The organism is Nocardia sp. NPDC058705, from assembly GCF_042749305.1.
Classification (GTDB): Bacteria; Actinomycetota; Actinomycetes; order Mycobacteriales; family Mycobacteriaceae; genus Nocardia.
This window is the reverse complement of the sequence record NZ_JBHYRN010000013.1, coordinates 32,815-49,062: the sequence shown is the minus strand read 5'-3', so window position 1 is coordinate 49,062 and position 16,248 is coordinate 32,815. Positions and strand designations below refer to the sequence as shown.

Genomic DNA, 16,248 nt, shown 5'->3' with positions numbered 1-16,248 from the left:
ATCAGTTCCCAGCTCGCTCGCGGTACTTGTTCAGTTCCTGCCGGGCGATGGTGCGCTTGTGCACCTCGTCGGGTCCGTCGGCCAGGCGCAGCGTGCGCAGGCCCGCCCAGGCGGCGGCGAGCGGGAAGTCGTCGGTGACACCGCCCGCTCCGTGCACCTGAATGGCCCGGTCCACGACCTTCAGCGCGATGTTCGGCGCGGCTACCTTGATGGCGGCGATCTCGGTGCGCGCGGCCTTGTTGCCCACAGTGTCCATCAGGTGCGCGGCCTTGAGCGTGAGCAGCCGGATCATCTCGATGTCGATGCGCGACTCAGCGATCCAGTCCTGAATATTGGCGTTCTCGGACACCGGCTTACCGAAAGTGACCCGCTGCTGCGCGCGCTTACACATCAGCTCCAGCGCCCGCTCGGCCATGCCGATGCTGCGCATGCAGTGGTGGATGCGCCCCGGTCCCAGCCGGGCCTGGCTGATCGCGAAGCCCTCGCCCTCGCCTTTGAGCACGTCGGTGACGGGCACCCGCACGTCGGCGAAGTCGATCTCGGCGTGGCCTTCGCGTTCCTGGTAGCCGAATACCGGCAGCCCGCGCATGATCGTCACGCCCGGCGCGTCGATGGGGACGACCATCATGGTCTGCTGGCGGTGCGGTGCTGCGGTGGGATCGGTCTTGCCCATCACGATCATCACGCGACAGTTCTTGTGCAAGGCGTTGGTGGCGAACCACTTTCGGCCGTTGAGCACGTACTCCTCACCGTCGCGCACCATCGACAGTTCGATATTGGTGGCGTCGGAGCTGGCCACGCGCGGTTCGGTCATCGCGAAGGCCGAGGCCATGGTGCCGTCGAGCAGTGGCTTCAGGTACTTCTCTTTGTGCTCGTCGGTGCCGAACAGTTCCAGCACCTCCATGTTCCCGGTGTCGGGGGCGTTGCAGTTGCAGGCCTCCGACGCGAGGTGGCTGCGGCCCATGATCTCGGCCAGCGGCGCGTATTCGAGGTTGGTCAGGCCGGGTCCGCGGCCGGGGTGCGGGTGGAAGAGGTTCCACAGGCCGCGCCGTTTGGCTTCGGCTTTGAGTTCCTCCATGATCGGCGGCTGGAAGTGCGGGTCGCCGGACTCGCGCATCTGCTCGTCGTAGACGGCCTCGGCGGGGTAGACGTGGGCGTCCATGAAGTCCAGGAGGTCTTCGGAGTACTTCTTGGCGCGGTCGCTCAGTTCGAACAGTGACATGGATGTCTCTCTCACTCAGTGGGTTTCGGTCAGCAGCGACGACTGGTAGCGCCGCATGCCGCGTAGCCAACGGTCGTAGTCGGCGCCCTTGTTGCGGTACATGTCCAGCACCTGGGGATGGGGCAGGATGAGGAATTGCTCGGCGTCGACGGCGGCGAGGACGATCTCGGCCACTTCGCCGGGTTCGAGAACATCGCCCGCCGACACGACGGCGCGGGTCGCGGCAGCACCGAGTTCAGCGCCCGAATCCCGGCCCGCGTACAGCAGTTTCGTGTTGACGCCCATCGGACACAGGCAGCTCACGCGAATCCCGTTGTCGCCGTAGGTGACACTGAGCCACTCGGCGAACCCGACCGCCGCGTGCTTGCTCACCGAGTAGGTGGCCGAGCCGATCTGGGTGAGCAGGCCCGCGGCGGAGGCGGTGCTGATGAAGTAGCCCGTACCGCGTTCGATCCACTGCGGCACCAGCAGTTTCGCGGCGCGGATGTGGGCGCGCAGGTTCACGTCGAGCGAGCGGTCCCAGTCGTCGTCGGTGACGTCGAGTCCGGGGGCGCCGACGATCCCGGCGTTGGCGAAGTACAGGTCGACCGGCCCGAAGTGCTGCTGCGCCAACGCGATCAGACCGGTGATCGCCACGGTGTCGGCGGCATCGGCACCGACACCGACAGTGCTGCCGGGGTGCGCGGCGTTGATCTGTTCCGACACGGCCAGCGCGGCAGCCTCGTCGAGATCGGCCACCACCACCTTCGCCCCGGCCACGGCGAGCGCGGCTGCCAGCGCGGCGCCGATGCCCGCGCCGCCACCGGTTACGATGGTTACCTTCTCAGCGACTTTCACGAGAAATCCTTTCGCCCGGACTGTTTCCAGTCCGGGCAACGGTCGAATCGGATGGGTCAGTACAGCTGGGCTCCCGGCACGGCTTCGGGGTCGTTGCGCACCGCCGGGGTGTTGGTCTCGCGCAGCTTCCACCCGCTGAACACGGTGATCAGGCCCATAGCCATCAGAAACAGCGAAACGCCTGTGGTGGAACCGGTTTCGGCGATGATCCAGGTCATGATGAACGGGGTGCCGCCGCTGATGGTGATGGCGGCCAGCTGGTAGGCCAGCGAGGCGCCGGAGTACCGCACGCGCGGGGCGAACAGCTCACCCATGAAGGCGGCGAGCGGACCGTAGGTGAGTGCCTGCATGGCCGCGCCGACGGCCACCGCCACGAAGACGGCGAGCACGCTGGCGGTATTGATCAGCCCGAAGAACGGGAACGCCCACAGCGCTATGCCCGCGCCGCCGATCAGGATCAGCGGTCGCCGCCCGATCCGGTCCGACAGCGCGCCCGCCCACAGGATCACCGCGGTGAGCAGGCCCGACGAGATCAGCGAGATGGCAAGCAGTGCATTGCGATTCATGCCGAGTTCGGCGGTGCCGTAGCTGAGCAGGCCCGCGATGCTCACATAGAACAGCGAGTTGGTACCCGCGAGCAGTCCGCAGCCGAGCAGGATGGTGCGCCAGTGCTGCTTGACGGCCTCTGCCAGCGGGGCCTGCGCGACGGCGGGGGCCTTGCGCTTTGCCGTGGTTTCGGCTTGCAGTTCGCGGAATTCGGGGGAGTCCTCGACCCTGGTGTGGATGTAGAGCACCACCGGGAACAGCAGCGCGCTGGCAAGGAACGGCACGCGCCAGCCCCAGCTGAGGAAGGCGTCGGTCGACAGTGCCGCGGTGGCGGCGAGGAACACCAGGTTGCCCATGATCAAGCCGAGCGGCACGCCCATCTGCCCGAAGGTACCCGCGAAACCGCGCTTCTTCGGACCCGCCGATTCGGTGAGCAACAGCACGATCCCGCCCCACTGGCCGCCGCAGGCGATGCCCTGCACGAAGCGCAGCGTCACCAGCAGGATGGGCGCGAGCACCCCGATCGAACCGGTGCTCGGCAGACAGCCGATCGCGAAGGTGGCGATGCCCATGGCCAGCAGGCAGACCACGACCACGGGCTTACGGCCGTACCGGTCACCGAAGTGTCCGGCGAGCAGGCCGCCGAGCGGGCGGGCGACGAAGCCGGCCCAGAAGGTGCTGAACGAGAGCAGGGTGCCCATCAGCGCCGAGGCATCGGGGAAGAACACGTGCGGGAAAACCAGTGCGGCGGCGGTGCCGTAGAGGAAGAAGTCGTACCACTCGATCGAGCTGCCGACCAGGCCCGCGGCGAGCAGCTTGCGGTGCGCGCGTTTGCTGGCGGCCGACGACGGCGTTGTGTCGGGCAAGGTCGGCGGCGTTTCGACGCCTGTCCGCTGGCCGGGTTCGATCATCGGTGACTCCTCGGTGGATCCGCAGGGTTGAAATTAATAGAACTTGACGTCAACTTCAAGTGAATGAGCGCTTGGTTAGTGTGAGCGACCTGGGATGTAATGTCAATCACAGGAATAGCGAAGGGGTATCAGGTGAGCGAGCTACTCGAAGACGACCCACTGTCCGACCCGGTGGCCGCGACCGGCGACACCGCGCAACGCCTACTCGACGCCGCGGTGGTCCTGTTCTCCGACAAGGGATTCGAGGCCACCCGCACCCGCGATATCACCGCGAAGGCGGGGTTGAGCCCGGCAGCGATGTACGTGTATTTCGCCTCCAAGGAGAAGGTGCTGTTCCGGTTGGTCGAGCACGCGGTCGCCAACACTCTCACCATCATCGAAGCTGCCGTCGCGCCCCACGACGAGCCGGTGGACCGGATCCGCGCCCTGGTCACCGCGTTCAGCGTCCTGCACGCGCGCAGTTATCGGCGGGCGCGGATCGCCCAGTACGAGAGCAGGCACCTCGCCCCCGAACACCACGACATCGTCGGTGCGATCCGCCGCCGGATTCGGCAGGCCGCGGTCGCGGAAGTGCGGGCGGGGATCGAGCGTGGGGTGTTCACCATCGCCGATCCCCGCGTCGCCGTGCTGGCGATGATGTCGCTGGGGATCGACATCTGCCGGTGGTATCGGCCGGGCGGTGAGTTCACTCCGGAGGAGCTCGGCGACATCAACGCCGAACTGGTGCTCAGGATCCTGCGCGCGCCCGGCTATTGACGATTAGACCCCTGACCAGTTCGGTTACCGAAACCGGCGCCCACCGGGTAATATCGCCCGACGTAATGAGCATGGCCCTGTAGCGCAGTTGGTTAGCGCGCCGCCCTGTCACGGCGGAGGTCGCGGGTTCGAGTCCCGTCAGGGTCGCAAGTACGTTTCAGGCATACTCGCGTTTCGCCTGATGGGCGGGTAGGGCTCGTGGGCAACATGGGAGTTGTCGCGGGTTCGAGTCCCGTCAGGGTCGCAACAAGTCCCCCACACCGATCCGGTGCGGGGGACTTTCTCGTATCAGCTGGGTTGATCGACGGGCACCCTGCGAGCGGCGAGCAGCAAGCCCGCCGGGATCAGCAGAATCGGCAGCGGTGAGGGTCCGCTGGCGACGAACGTGATGACAACCCAGCTCGCCAGCGCGACCGCGAGAAACGCCGGTGGGGTGATCCCGCTTCGTGCCATCCACAACACCAGAACGCCCACCAGCAGCAACGGCGGCCCGAAGCTCTGTGCCGAGTACCAGAATCCGGCTGCCGAGTCGCTCCACTCGGCGTAGTCGTACTGGTCCCACAGGTGCCCGTCGAACCAGGAACCGAGGTGCGTCGGCACGGTTTCCACCAGGCTCCCCACTGTGTGCCCGATGCCGCCGAGGGTGATGATCACGCCCGCCCACAGGGTCATCCGACGGCCGGTCATGACACGGCCACCACTGCGGTGAGGCCGCCGAGGAGCACGCACAGCGGGGAGTAGACGCGGCGGTTGAGGCGTTGGTAGATAGCGGGGGATTCGGGGGACCCGCTGGTGGGGTCGATGAAGCCGGAGGCGGCGCGGGCGAGGAGGATGCCTGCGACGATCCAGCTGGCGGTGGTGACCATCCAGTCGGGGAACGGGGAGTCCCAGACTCCGGCGCGCAGCAGCACCACATAGCCCGCGGTGGTGAGGGCGGCGGTGACGGCGAGGCAGGCGGGGATGAACCAGCGGCTCGGTGGCGGTTCGTCTTTCGTCCAGCCCATGGCGGCGTGGGCGAGGTCGAGCTGGGTTTTCCACGGCCAGGGGGAGACGGTCCAGACTGCGTGGAGCAGGCCGGCTGCGGTGAGTAGGGCGGCGGTGGTGCCGGCTATCGCGTTCATGGTTCAACGATCGTGGTTCGGGCGATGAAGCTCGTCGCCCGTTGGTCTCGATGTTCTCGTCCTGCAGGATGAGAAGGTCAGCGCCGGGGCGGTCCGACCAGACCGGACTCGTAGGCGAGCACCACGGCCTGAACACGGTCGCGCAGAGCAAGTTTCGCGAGAACGTGGCCGACGTGGGTTTTCACCGTGGCTTCGGACAGGTGCAGGCGTGCGGCGATATCGCGATTGGTGTCACCGGTGGCGATCTCGAGCAGGGTGTCGAATTCACGCGGGGTGAGAGTGGCTCGAATGCGCAGCGCTGCTTCGGTATTCGCGGTCGGGGTGTCGGCGACGTGGGCGATCAGGCGGCGCGTCGTTGACGGTGCGACGACCCCGTGCCCGGCATGGACCATGCGGATGGCGTCGACGATCTCCTCGCCGCGCGCATCCTTGAGCAGGAAGCCGCTGGCACCGGCGCGGATGGCCGGGAAGACGTAGTCGTCGAGGTCGAAGGTGGTCAGGGCGATCACTCGACAGCGTGGTTGTTCGGCGGTGATGATCGCGGTGGCTTCGATGCCGTCGAGTTTCGGCATACGCAGGTCCATGAGCACGACATCGACCGAATGCGCGCGCACGGCGGCCACCGCCTCGTTGCCGTCCGCCGCTTCGCCGACCAGTTCCAGGTCGGGTTGGCTCTGCACCATCATCCGCAGCGCCGACCGCATCAGCTCCTGGTCGTCGACGACGAGCACTCGCACGGTCACGGGACTCGCACCTCCACGGCCCAGCCGTCCTCGGTCGGCCCGGCGGACAGCGTGCCACCGACGGCGTCGACTCGTTCGCGCATGCCCACCAGTCCCTTTCCGATTCCGGTCGCCTCCGTCGAGGAACCGGTGTTGGTCACCCGCACCACGATTCCGGCGCCGACCGCGGTCACGCTGACCCGGGCTCGCGGGCGGTGACCGGCGTGGCGGGCCACATTGGTGAGTGCCTCCTGAACGACACGGTAGATCGTGAGGCCGACGGCGGGGGTCGTGCGCAGCTGCTCGTCGGTCGACAATTCGATGTCGACCCCCGACGCCCGCACCCGCTCGACGAGCGCGGGCAGATCATCGAGTCCGGGTTGCGGCTCGGTCGAGGCCGACTCGTCGCGGAGCACGCCGAGCAGCCCGCGCATCTCGGTGAGCGCCTCGCGCCCGGAATCAGCGATGGTGGTCAGGATTTCGGCAGCGCGTTCGGGCGAGTTGGGCACCACGAGCCGACCGGCCTCGGCGTGACTCACCATCACCGCCAAGGAATGCGCGACCACATCGTGCATCTCACGCGCGATCCGGCGCCGTTCGTCGGCTGCGGCTCGTTCGGCGAGTTGCGATGTCCAGGCGGCACGGGTCGCGCGATAACGACCCAGTGCCCATGCGGCGATGGTCCCGCCGATAGCAGTGGTGGACAACAACAACCACCACGCCCACGCCTCGATAGGCGCCGCGGTGAACTCCCACAGCCGGACCAAGGTCAGCAGGCTGCCCACCAGACCCACCCCGAGCGCGGCGGTGGGCCACGGGGACGTCGTGTGCGCACTCACCGCGTACAACAGGGCGAAAAAGCACAGAACGCTCGGTAACAGGACCGGGCTGTAGCGGCTCGTCTCCGAGAAGTCGGTGACACCGTCGATATCGGGCGCCACGAGCAGCACCGCACACCCGACCGTGCCGATCGCGAACGACGGAATCGCCCACCGCCGCGCCGTCGCCACACAGACGTGCAGTGCGAGCACCGCGACGGTCAACACGAACACCCACGGGGCCGAGACGTCGCTCACCCGCACCGATTGCAGGCTCGCGGGCAGCAACACCGCCGCCATGACCACGGCCAACGCCAGTTGCGCGCCGTGCCCGAACAGCCGAGGACCGTCCATCTGGATCGACACGAGCTCAATCTACGCGGGCGGGCCCTCAGAGCCGGTGGTCGATGCTGGTGATGCGGTGGCGGCCGGGGGCCACCTCGGTGGTGCGCATGACCTGGTTGATCTTCTCGGTGGTGGCGTCGCCGGGCCATTTCTGGTGGATGGTGACGTTCCAGAGGGTGGGATCGGCGGCGTCGGCTTTGGTGATGTGGACGCAGTACTTGACGTCGAGGGGCAGTGAACCGATGCCCGCGGCGAGTGCGGACGCGTCGCCAACGTGGGCATTGTCGGTGACGAAGGAGCGGGCCTTGGCGGCGTCGCGGTCGACGTAATAGCTGTACTCGAAGCCGAGGATGGCGCCCTCGGGGCTGGCGGTGTCGCCGCGTTCGGCGCTGATGGTGATCGACGGAGTGCGGAAGGATTCGCAGCCGGACAGCGCGTGCGCCGGGAGCGGGGGAACGACGGTGGAAGTCGTTGCGCGCGTGCCGGATACAGCGGCCTGGGTGGTGGTGGTCGGTTTGTCGGTGGGGCCGAGGAAGATCGTGGCGGCAAGGCCGAGGATGACGACGAAGGCGAGCGCACCGACCACGCCCTTGATCGCGGCCGCGGCCTTCGACCGGCTGCCGCTCTCGTCGTAGCGTTCGTCGTTGTAGTTCTTGCGTGGTCGCCGCGCGATCTGGCCGCCGCCACCGAAGTCCTTGAGGCGCGGCAACACCGGCATCTCGACGTGGTCTCCGCTCTGTTCGGTCGCAGTGGTGGTGGCCCAGTCGTTCCAGTCGACATCGTCGCCGCGCCGTGGCTCGACCGGTGCGTCGCTGTCGTTCCAGTCGTTCCAGTCGCCGGTGAACCCGTCGTCGTCGGCGGGATTGCGATACACCGGTTCGATGGCCGGGGGCTGAAACGGGTTGTTGTCGAAGGGTTCCGGGTCCGGTGGTGGCCAGGTCTCGGGGTTGGTGCCGATCGTCTGCGGCTCGGCCTCGCGCCGCCGCCTGCGCCGCCGTTTACCCTGCGGGCGACGGCGGCCGGGCGGTGTGGCGTCCGGCGACGTGAAGTAGGCACCGAACGGGTTATCCATGGGGGTGTCCTAGGCCGGCGCCGGGACGACTCCCGGTTGGCCGTGTTTAGGTGCGGCAGAGGGTTTTTCGGTCTCCTGCTCCTGCTGCGGACGGGCGCCGGGCGGCACCACCCCGCCCTGCATCGGCTGCTGGGCGGGCGCGGGTGTGCTCGGAGCCTGTTGGGGCTGTTCGGTTTTCGGCGCCTGGTTCGACTGGAGCGGTGCGGCCGGGGCGGGTGCCTCCGGCTTCGCGGAGGCGCCGCTGTCGTTGCCACCACCGTTGTTCGTACCGCCACCGGGGCTCGTGCCGCCACCCAGTCCGCCGAACAACGTGTTCGTGCCGGTCCCACCGCCATTGGTCGACGGCGCGGTGGGCGCGGTCCCCGCCGGTGCGGTGGACGTACCGCCCTCGGTACCGGTGGCATTGGCGGCGAGCGTGTCGATCCCGGTGGTCGCCAACTCCGAACCCTTGTCGATCCCGTGCATCGCGACTTCGGCGATCTTGTCGATCAGATGCGTACCGAAGGTGACACCGGCATCGATCGCCGCAGTCCCCAACGACACCCCACCGTCGATCAGGGCCTCCTGCAACGCGATCTGCGCCGCCGTCGCCGGATCGACGTCCTCGTCATCCCACGAGGATTTGTCACTCCACGAGGACGTATCGGACCCGCCGGTACCGAGCACATAAACCCCAGGCGCCACCTCTGTAGCCCCGGTGGGCACGGTCACCCCGTTGGTCCCACCGAGATCGCTGGTGAGACCCCTGGTATTTCGCGTGTACTCATCCATCTCGGTGCTGGCATTACCCACCACCCCGACCGCTTCCGAAATGGCCTCTTCGGCGAGCGCGACGATCGCGTCCAGGTTGTTCTCGTTCACCGCGGGCGCGGCCTTCTTCGCCTTGGCCCGGAAGTCCGCGATGATCGCATCGACCTTGGCCGCTGCCGTCGCCTGTGTCGAATGTGCCTGTCCGAGCAGCGAACTCAATCGGGTGCCGCGATCAGCCGCGGCCGAGACCTCGGTCGCGGTCTGGCGCAGCGCCGGTGTGGCGGGTGCGGCGGTCTCGGTCGACTCGAGCGCGTGCAGCCCGAGCCGATGCGGATCCTCCGTTGCCGTGGTCGCGGCGGAGGCCGATGTCAGCGCGGCCACCACCGATGCGTCGGGGTCGGGAGAAGTATTACTGCCCAGCGACTTACGCAATTCGAGCAGCGGCACCTCTAGCAGCGCGATCACCGGCGCGATCTTCGCCTCGGCCTCGGCGGGCGTGATCGTGCTCACCGTGGTGTCGGTGACCAGCGATTTGGCACGCATCACGCCACCTCACTCTCGGTCGCACGCAGGTCGCTCGCCAGGCCGGTGTCGATCCCGGTCACGCTGGCGCCGAAGCGATTCAGGATGTCCTGATAGGCGGTGACCAGGTTGCCCGCCGTACTCAGTGTCGAGGCGTGGTCGCCCGCGGCCTGTGTCCAGGCGGCGGCGAATTCACGCCCGAGCACGCCGAGTCCGGACAGGTCGACCCCGGCCGCGGTCGTCGTGTCGTTGGCCGCTGTGCCAAGAAGTTCGGAAACCCGAGCTGCCGCACGCTGATAAGCGTCGAGCGCTGACGGGTCGAATGACATTTCTGCCACGATGTCTGCCCCTTCACGATCGCGGATTCCGGCCCCGGCCGGTGTTGAAAAGCGTAACCACCGCGCGCCGTTTGCGGGGGAGTCCAGTCCAGATGGACGGATCGATCTCGAGACTGCGCAGGTCAAGGACTTTCGCCGTCAAGCGCGGATGATGCTGGTGGGACTGTCGGGTCGGCGACCGAAAGATGACCGGCGAGTAGTGTCAGCCGCGTCATGTCTGTCCTGCTGCTGGCTCTGCTCGGTTTCGCCCTGCTCGACGCGCTCGACGTGCTGCTGGTGGCGATCACCACGGCCGTGGTCGCCGATGCCAGGCTGACCCGACGCTCGCCGATGACCGGGGTGCTCAGCTTCCTCGGCGGTGTTTTCGCGGTGTCCGTGGCGTTCGGTGTGTGCACCGTGCTCGGCATCGACTTCCTGGTCCGGCTCCTCGACTTCGAACTCACGCCGACCCTGCGCTACTGGGGCGAACTGCTGATCGGCCTCGTGCTGATCGCGGTCGCCGCCCTTCCAGTCGACACCACCGCCTCCACCGGTGGCCGCTGGATCGAGCCGGTGCGCAAACGTCCCTGGCTGATGGGCGTGATCGGATTCACTCTCGGCCTGGCGAAGGTGCCCACCTCGGTGCCGTACCTCGCGGCGCTGGCCATGCTGGCGGCGCAGCGCCCGCTGCCGGTGACGTGGCCGCTGATCGTGGCGGGCTACTGCGCGATCGCGCTGGTGCTGCCGCTGGTCGTGCTGGCTTTGGCGATGCGGCGGACACCGCGCGCGCGGCGGGTCTATCGCCTGCTCGTGCGGGGCATCACCCGCTACGGGCCGCCGGCGATCCGGGTGCTTTTCGTCGTGTTCGGTATCGGACTGGTCGTCGATGCGCTGGTCCACGCGGGCCGTCTCTGGTGACTGACCGGCCCGGCCACTCAGGAATGTGTCAGGACCATCGAGTACCGTCATAACGAATCGATGACATGCCCCGTGCCCGAGTGTGGGCCGCGGGGCTATCCAGGTGAGCAGGGAGGGCGACCCTTGAGGGTTACCGTTGTTGTGCCGACCTACAACGAGCGGGAAAATCTGCCGGTGGCGGTGGAGCGGCTGACGGCTCTGCCGGTGTCCGATCTGCACGTGTTGGTCGTAGATGATAATTCACCCGACGGCACGGGTGACGTCGCCGACAAACTGGCCGCTGAGCTGCCGAATGTCGTGAGCGTGCTGCACCGCACGGAGAAGGACGGCCTCGGCCGCGCCTACATCGCGGGCATCACCGCCGCGCTCGACGAGGGCGCCGATGTGGTGATCCAGATGGACGCCGACCTGTCGCATCCGGCCGAGGTCATCCCGTCGATGCTGGAGAAGCTGGCGTCCCCGGAGGTCGGCGTCGTGCTCGGCTCGCGCTACGTTCCCGGTGGCGAGGTCGCCGCGGAGTGGAAGTGGTACCGCAAGGCGCTGTCGGCGTGGGCGAACTTCTACGTGAACCTGATCCTGCGCCTCGGTGTGAAGGACGCGACCGCGGGTTTCAAGGCGTGGAAGGCCGGCACCCTGCGCGATATCGACGTGGCGTCGATCCGCAGCAACGGTTACTCGTTCCAGGTCGAGATGAACTACCGCGCGATCAAGAAGGGTCACACGATCGCGGAGGTGCCGATCCGTTTCGAGGAGCGCACCATCGGCGCGTCGAAGATGAGCCTGAAGATCCAGCTCGAGTCGGCGATGATGCCGTGGAAGCTGCTGTTCGGCCGCCACTGATCCGCCTCTCCGCGTATTCAGGCCGGACTTAGGCGCCGGTCGAGTTGCGTCGGCGGCCAGACTCGGTGCGTGGGTGAGTTAGCCGGTACCCGGTGAGTTACCCATGTGCTTGCGAAACCTGTGGCCCAGCCTCGAGGTCGAGGCTGGGCCAGTTCGCATTTGGTTACTGTTCGGCGAGGTGGCGTCGAACGCCTTCCAAGGCGATGACCAACACCGGAACCAGCGCCACGTGCATCAGTGACAGGGCGATGGTGGAGGCGGTGTCGAAGTCGGCGTCGACGGTCATCACGATGGTCCCGAGCGCCAGCACCGAGCCGACCACGGCGGCGGTGCGCAGTACTCCGGTCCACAGGTAGGACACCAGCACCGCGACCGTGAGGCCGATCAGTACGGGCACGGTCGACATCAGGATCACGCCGCCGGGTGCGACGGACTCGGTCTTGCCCTCCATGGTGACCTCGAACGAACCACCCGCGGCGGCGCCGATGGCCCAGATGATCAGGTTCACGACGACGGCGACGACAGCGGCACCCAGTACGGCGACGGGCCGGTTCAGTGCGGGGACGGTGTAGGTGGTGGGGGCGGTGGTGGTGGTCATGATGTTCTCCCTCATTCGGTGATGAGAACAATCATGAAACCTGAACAATTGTTTAGGTCAAGCCCTGAGCTCGAGGAATATTCTCAGGGTTCGGTCGGCCAGTTCAGCAGGGTGGTCTCGAACAGCCGCCGCACGCCTTCGACCTCGTCGTCCATGCCGGCCGGGTCCCAGTCGGACACGTCGATCGGCTCCAATACCGCCACGTCGACGATGCCCGAGCGAGCGATAGGTGAATCCCGCCAAGCGATTTCGCCCGCATTGCGCAGCACCACCGGGATCACCGGCACGCCCGCCTGGATGGCGATGTGGAAGGCGCCCTTCTTGAACGGCCCGACCCCTGGGGTGAACGAACGGGTGCCCTCGGGGGCGACCGCGATGGACAACCCGTCGCGCAGGGTCGAAATGACCGGGGCCAGCGCGGCTTTGGCGGCCTCGGTATTGGTGCGGTCGATGAAGGTGACGCCGACGAACCGCATCAACGGCCCGAACAGGGGGTGATTGGCGAGTTCCTTCTTGCCGATCCCGGTCACCGCGCCGTCGAGGACCTTGGGCACGATGATCACGTCGAACTGGCTCTGATGATTGAACAGGAACACCGCGGGCCTCGGCGCCCTGGCGTTTTCGATGCCGACCACACGTAGCTGCACGTCGATGGCGCGCAGGGTGGCGGTGGTGGCGTCGTGCATGAGCGCGTCGGCCATCGACTGGCGCTTGCGCGTGTAGGACTTGCGTGCGATCCCGACGAGCGCACCGCCGACGAGTCCGGCGAATCCGGCGATGGTGCGCAGGTAGTCGGCCAGGCGTGGGGCTTGGCGGAGGCGGAAAGTCAGTGCGGGCCAGCCGTTCTCGGCGGCGATCTCGGCCAGGGCGGGATCGGGGTCGATCACGGTCGGCCGCTCGGCCAGTGCCAACAGTGTCAGGTCGGTGACGCTGTCGGCGTAGACGTAGCCGATGTCACGCCCGGCCGCGAACTCGGTGACCGCCGCGGACTTCCCGGCGCGCCACAGTGGTGCGCCGTCGGTATGGCCCGTGAGTTCCCCGTCCTGCACGGCGAGCCGTGTGGTCCGCACGTGCTCTATGCCGAACCGCTCGGCAACGGGTTCGACCTGGAATCGTGTGAGCTCGCTGACCAATACCACTGTGTGACCGGCCAATTGGTGTGTGCGGATGAGCTGCCAGGCCTCGGGGAACAGGCGTCCGTAGATTTCCTTGCTGAAAGCCTTGCGTCCCAGCTTCTCCAGTTCGGTCTCCGGTGTGCCCGCCCAGGTCCGCTCGACCTCCTGGAGGAAGCGCCCGTAGTCGCCGTCGCTGCCGCCGCGTTGGATACCACCGACCAGGGTCGCCGTCCGGTCGTCGTCGCGACGGAATGCCTTGCGTACCAGCCCACGTCGCGGCAACCCGTCTACGACCGTCCCCCCGAAATCGAACACGGCGACGACCTGTGGACCCTGCGGGCCGGACCGGATCGCGGCCACCGCTTCGGTGACTGTGCTCATCAGATCGAGTTCCTGTTCGACGGATCGAGCGAGGCCGCCCGCCCGATACGATCGCTGAGGTCGCGCAGCTCATCGGCGAATTCCTGACGCTTGCGGACCAACTCGGCGTCCTCACCCTCGGCGGCCGGGGCGATGAGACCGTGATTGTCAGCGAGTTTCCATGCGCTGGTGAACAGTTCCGAGGACACGGATTCGGAGCTGCGCAGCCGCTGCTGCAACAGCATCTGCTTGCCCACCGCCACGCACTCGTCGATGAATTCCTTGCGGTCGATCGTGGCGTCGGTGGGCCGGGCGACGAGGCGCTCGGCCACCACCAACTGCGCGTCGAAGAACGAGCGAAGCACGCGATGCGCCATCACGAACCCGGATTCGGTGACCGCGCCGAGGAATTGGCGATCGAGCCGGTCGTCGGGGGTGTGCTCGTCCCACTCGGGCACGATGATGCGCACCTCCTCGATGATCTGCGCGGCGAACTCCTGCCGTTCCGGGAAGAAGAACTCGAACTTGAGCAGATCGCGCAGCGCGAACGCTGCCTTCCAGGCCGAACGCAGTGGGTCGTCGCCGGGCTGTTCCACCGCGGTGAGCGCGGCCAGTTCGAGGATGGCGCGGTTGACGAACCAGTGCACCGCGCTGTTGCGGTAGAACGCCGCCTCCAGGTGCGCGCCGGGCTCGATGGCGTACACCGGTTCCAGCCCACCGCGATACACGGTGACGACCCCCGCCAGCGCGAGCTGTTCGAGCACCACCCGCAGGCCCTGTTCGTCACGCAGCTTGGAGAGTTCACCGGCGGGGAGCTCACGCTGGGCGATGTAGCCGAGCACCGGGTCGAGCACGGTGCGCACCTGACCCAGGGTGAGAGCGCGTTCGTGCACACCGAGCAGGGCCAGGGTGACCAGCGCGTTGACGGTGATCGGGGTGACGGCATTGATACCGACCGCGACGTCGAAAGCCAAGCGCTGCACCGCTTTGTGCTCGGCATCGGCTACGGCTTTCTCGTCGGGCACGCTGGCGGAGCCGGTCTCGGTGTCACGCAGCGGAATGGTCACCGGCCGCGGATCGAGCGGGTCGCCGTGCACGCCCAGCCGCTCGCGCGCCGAAATAGCCTCGCCGAAGCGCACATACACGCGTCCGGCCGAATGCTGCTGGCTGCGAACATATCTGGCGAGCCAGCCAAGGCCCTCCGCCTTTTTCTTGCCACCGGATTGCTCGCTCGCGATCGCCCCCAGCTCGTTGAGTCGCTCATAGGTGATCGAGACCGGCACCAGCATCACATCGTCGACCCGACGCGAACGGACCGCGGCGGCAAGGTAATTCAGTAGACCGTAGCGCGGTGGGCGCAGCTTGCCGGTTCTGGTGCGGCCGCCCTCGAAGTACCACTCCATATTGAAGCGCTTGGCCAGCAGGTAGGCGAAGTACTCCTCGACGACCGCCTTGTACACCTCGTCGTCGCCGAAGCTGCGCCGGATGAAGACCGTGCCGGTGCGTCGCGCGATCGGGCCCATCGGCCAGAAGTTGAGGTTCGCGCCGCCGATCACGTGGTTGGGCGGAAAGTCGTTGCGCGCCAGCACGTCACCGAGCACGAACGCGTCCACGTAGGAGCGGTGCGAGGGCAGGAACACCAGCGGGTGCTTGCGATTGAGGGTGCGCAGCGCGTCGAGGCCGCGCAGGTCGGTGTCGACCTTCCAGGTCGAGGCGTGCACCGGTCGCATCGCCTGGGTGAAAAGGTCCGAGACCAGTCGGCTCTGCGCGGCGACCAGCTCACGCAGCGCCTTCTCGGCGTTGCGATACACCTGGTCGGGCTCGGAGCCGATCTCGTCAGCGATGTAGTCGAGTTTGCGCTGGAATTCGGGGGAGTCGAGGATCTCCTCGGCCACCAGTTGCGGCACCTTGTAGCGGTCGCCGATCACGGTGCGTTCGGCGCGTTCGAGCGCCACCACCGCGGCACGCACCACCGCACGCGCGAACGGGTCGGCCGAGCCCGCCCGCATCAGCGCCGCCGCCTCGGCATTGTTCGTGCGCAGCGCGCTGAGCCGGGCGGGGGTGCCGACGAGAACACGGTGCCGGTCGGGGTCGGTGCGCAGCAGCCTGCGCTGGACGAGCCGGTTGGGTTTGCGTGGATTGGTGCCCATCGCGAGGTCGGCGAAGGTCACCCGGCGTACACCGTCGCGTTCGGGCGGCAGCCACAGCACTCGGACCGGCACCACCAGTGGGTCGTCGTGCCGGTTCACCAGGCGTTTGGTGATGGCTTTCGCGTCGAGGTCGAGTTGGGTCACCGGGGCCGTCGAGTCGATCTCGTCGCCGAGACCACCCCTGGCGATCCAGTCGCCGATCACTTCGCGTTCCACGGCGGAGGCCGCGTCGACCAGGGCGACCACCGAGTCTGCCTGCGGGCCGCGCCGCCCACCTTTGTCGATCATTCCTCCATTGAAGCCGCAGAACGGGTTCGGCGCATCGAAC

16 protein-coding genes and 1 tRNA gene are annotated in these 16,248 nt (G+C 67.3%); 4 read left to right on the top strand and 13 right to left on the bottom strand.

Translation table 11 applies throughout. The features are described from left to right. Nucleotide 1 precedes the first annotated feature (1 nt). Genes ACFW6D_RS16940 through ACFW6D_RS16930 form a run of 3 tightly spaced genes read right to left on the bottom strand, consistent with a single transcriptional unit; the run spans nt 2 to nt 3,516 of the window. Nucleotides 2-1,222, bottom strand: coding sequence for an acyl-CoA dehydrogenase family protein (locus tag ACFW6D_RS16940; protein WP_379329108.1), 1,221 nt, complete (start codon nt 1,220-1,222; stop codon nt 2-4). 15 nt (nt 1,223-1,237) lie between these two features. Then, entirely contained in the window at nt 1,238-2,059 is an 822-nt protein-coding gene (locus tag ACFW6D_RS16935) for an SDR family oxidoreductase (RefSeq protein WP_379329106.1), read from the bottom strand. Between the two features lie 56 nt (nt 2,060-2,115). Next, nucleotides 2,116-3,516, bottom strand: coding sequence for an MFS transporter (locus ACFW6D_RS16930; RefSeq protein ID WP_379329104.1), 1,401 nt, complete (start codon nt 3,514-3,516; stop codon nt 2,116-2,118). Nucleotides 3,517-3,648: 132 nt separating this feature from the next. Here ACFW6D_RS16930 and ACFW6D_RS16925 point away from each other — a divergent pair, with 132 nt between their 5' ends. Continuing rightward, nucleotides 3,649-4,272 (top strand): TetR/AcrR family transcriptional regulator, encoded by a 624-nt coding sequence (locus tag ACFW6D_RS16925; protein ID WP_379329102.1) that lies wholly within the window; start codon nt 3,649-3,651, stop codon nt 4,270-4,272. A 73-nt stretch (nt 4,273-4,345) separates the two neighbouring features. Beyond that, nucleotides 4,346-4,419: transfer RNA gene (locus ACFW6D_RS16920), tRNA-Asp, on the top strand. Nucleotides 4,420-4,560: 141 nt separating this feature from the next. On the opposite strand, the gene ACFW6D_RS16915 is transcribed toward ACFW6D_RS16920, so the two are convergent. The 7 genes from ACFW6D_RS16915 to ACFW6D_RS16885 form a co-directional block, all read right to left on the bottom strand. Further along, a complete protein-coding gene (locus ACFW6D_RS16915; protein ID WP_379329100.1) occupies nt 4,561-4,959 on the bottom strand; it encodes a DUF6463 family protein in 399 nt (132 codons plus the stop codon). Next, the gene (locus ACFW6D_RS16910; RefSeq protein WP_379329098.1) at nt 4,956-5,393 is read right to left on the bottom strand and encodes a DUF3995 domain-containing protein; all 438 of its coding nucleotides are present in this window, start codon (nt 5,391-5,393) and stop codon (nt 4,956-4,958) included. Before ACFW6D_RS16910 ends, ACFW6D_RS16915 begins: the two co-directional genes overlap by 4 nt. Before the next feature lie 77 nt (nt 5,394-5,470). Further along, nucleotides 5,471-6,136, bottom strand: a complete 666-nt coding sequence (locus ACFW6D_RS16905; protein ID WP_379329096.1) for a response regulator — start codon at nt 6,134-6,136, stop codon at nt 5,471-5,473. Next, nucleotides 6,133-7,299, bottom strand: coding sequence for a sensor histidine kinase (locus ACFW6D_RS16900; RefSeq protein WP_379329094.1), 1,167 nt, complete (start codon nt 7,297-7,299; stop codon nt 6,133-6,135). The genes ACFW6D_RS16905 and ACFW6D_RS16900 overlap by 4 nt, the downstream gene beginning before the upstream one ends. Nucleotides 7,300-7,324: 25 nt before the next feature. Then, nucleotides 7,325-8,350: a hypothetical protein gene (locus ACFW6D_RS16895; RefSeq protein WP_379329092.1), complete on the bottom strand. Its 1,026-nt coding sequence runs from the start codon at nt 8,348-8,350 to the stop codon at nt 7,325-7,327. 9 nt (nt 8,351-8,359) lie between these two features. After that, on the bottom strand, nt 8,360-9,643 hold the full coding sequence (locus tag ACFW6D_RS16890; RefSeq protein ID WP_379329090.1) for a hypothetical protein: 1,284 nt from the start codon (nt 9,641-9,643) through the stop codon (nt 8,360-8,362). Further along, nucleotides 9,643-9,960, bottom strand: a complete 318-nt coding sequence (locus ACFW6D_RS16885; RefSeq protein WP_379329088.1) for a hypothetical protein — start codon at nt 9,958-9,960, stop codon at nt 9,643-9,645. The genes ACFW6D_RS16890 and ACFW6D_RS16885 overlap by 1 nt, the downstream gene beginning before the upstream one ends. Nucleotides 9,961-10,173: 213 nt before the next feature. Between ACFW6D_RS16885 and ACFW6D_RS16880 the strand changes: the two genes are divergently transcribed. Both ACFW6D_RS16880 and ACFW6D_RS16875 read left to right on the top strand, forming a co-directional pair. Continuing rightward, nucleotides 10,174-10,857 (top strand): GAP family protein, encoded by a 684-nt coding sequence (locus tag ACFW6D_RS16880; protein WP_379329086.1) that lies wholly within the window; start codon nt 10,174-10,176, stop codon nt 10,855-10,857. A gap of 123 nt (nt 10,858-10,980) precedes the next feature. Continuing rightward, nucleotides 10,981-11,697 carry a polyprenol monophosphomannose synthase gene (locus ACFW6D_RS16875; RefSeq protein ID WP_379329084.1) on the top strand — a complete coding sequence of 239 codons (717 nt, stop codon included), beginning with the start codon at nt 10,981-10,983 and terminating at the stop codon, nt 11,695-11,697. 163 nt (nt 11,698-11,860) lie between these two features. Here the strand turns inward: ACFW6D_RS16875 and ACFW6D_RS16870 are convergent, their stop codons facing one another. From ACFW6D_RS16870 to ACFW6D_RS16860, 3 genes are all read right to left on the bottom strand, one after another. Continuing rightward, nucleotides 11,861-12,295: a DUF6069 family protein gene (locus ACFW6D_RS16870; protein WP_379329082.1), complete on the bottom strand. Its 435-nt coding sequence runs from the start codon at nt 12,293-12,295 to the stop codon at nt 11,861-11,863. Between the two features lie 83 nt (nt 12,296-12,378). Next, nucleotides 12,379-13,791, bottom strand: coding sequence for a 1-acylglycerol-3-phosphate O-acyltransferase (locus ACFW6D_RS16865; RefSeq protein WP_379329080.1), 1,413 nt, complete (start codon nt 13,789-13,791; stop codon nt 12,379-12,381). Then, nucleotides 13,791-16,208 carry a glycerol-3-phosphate 1-O-acyltransferase gene (locus ACFW6D_RS16860; RefSeq protein WP_379329078.1) on the bottom strand — a complete coding sequence of 806 codons (2,418 nt, stop codon included), beginning with the start codon at nt 16,206-16,208 and terminating at the stop codon, nt 13,791-13,793. The genes ACFW6D_RS16865 and ACFW6D_RS16860 overlap by 1 nt, the downstream gene beginning before the upstream one ends. Nucleotides 16,209-16,248 lie beyond the last annotated feature (40 nt).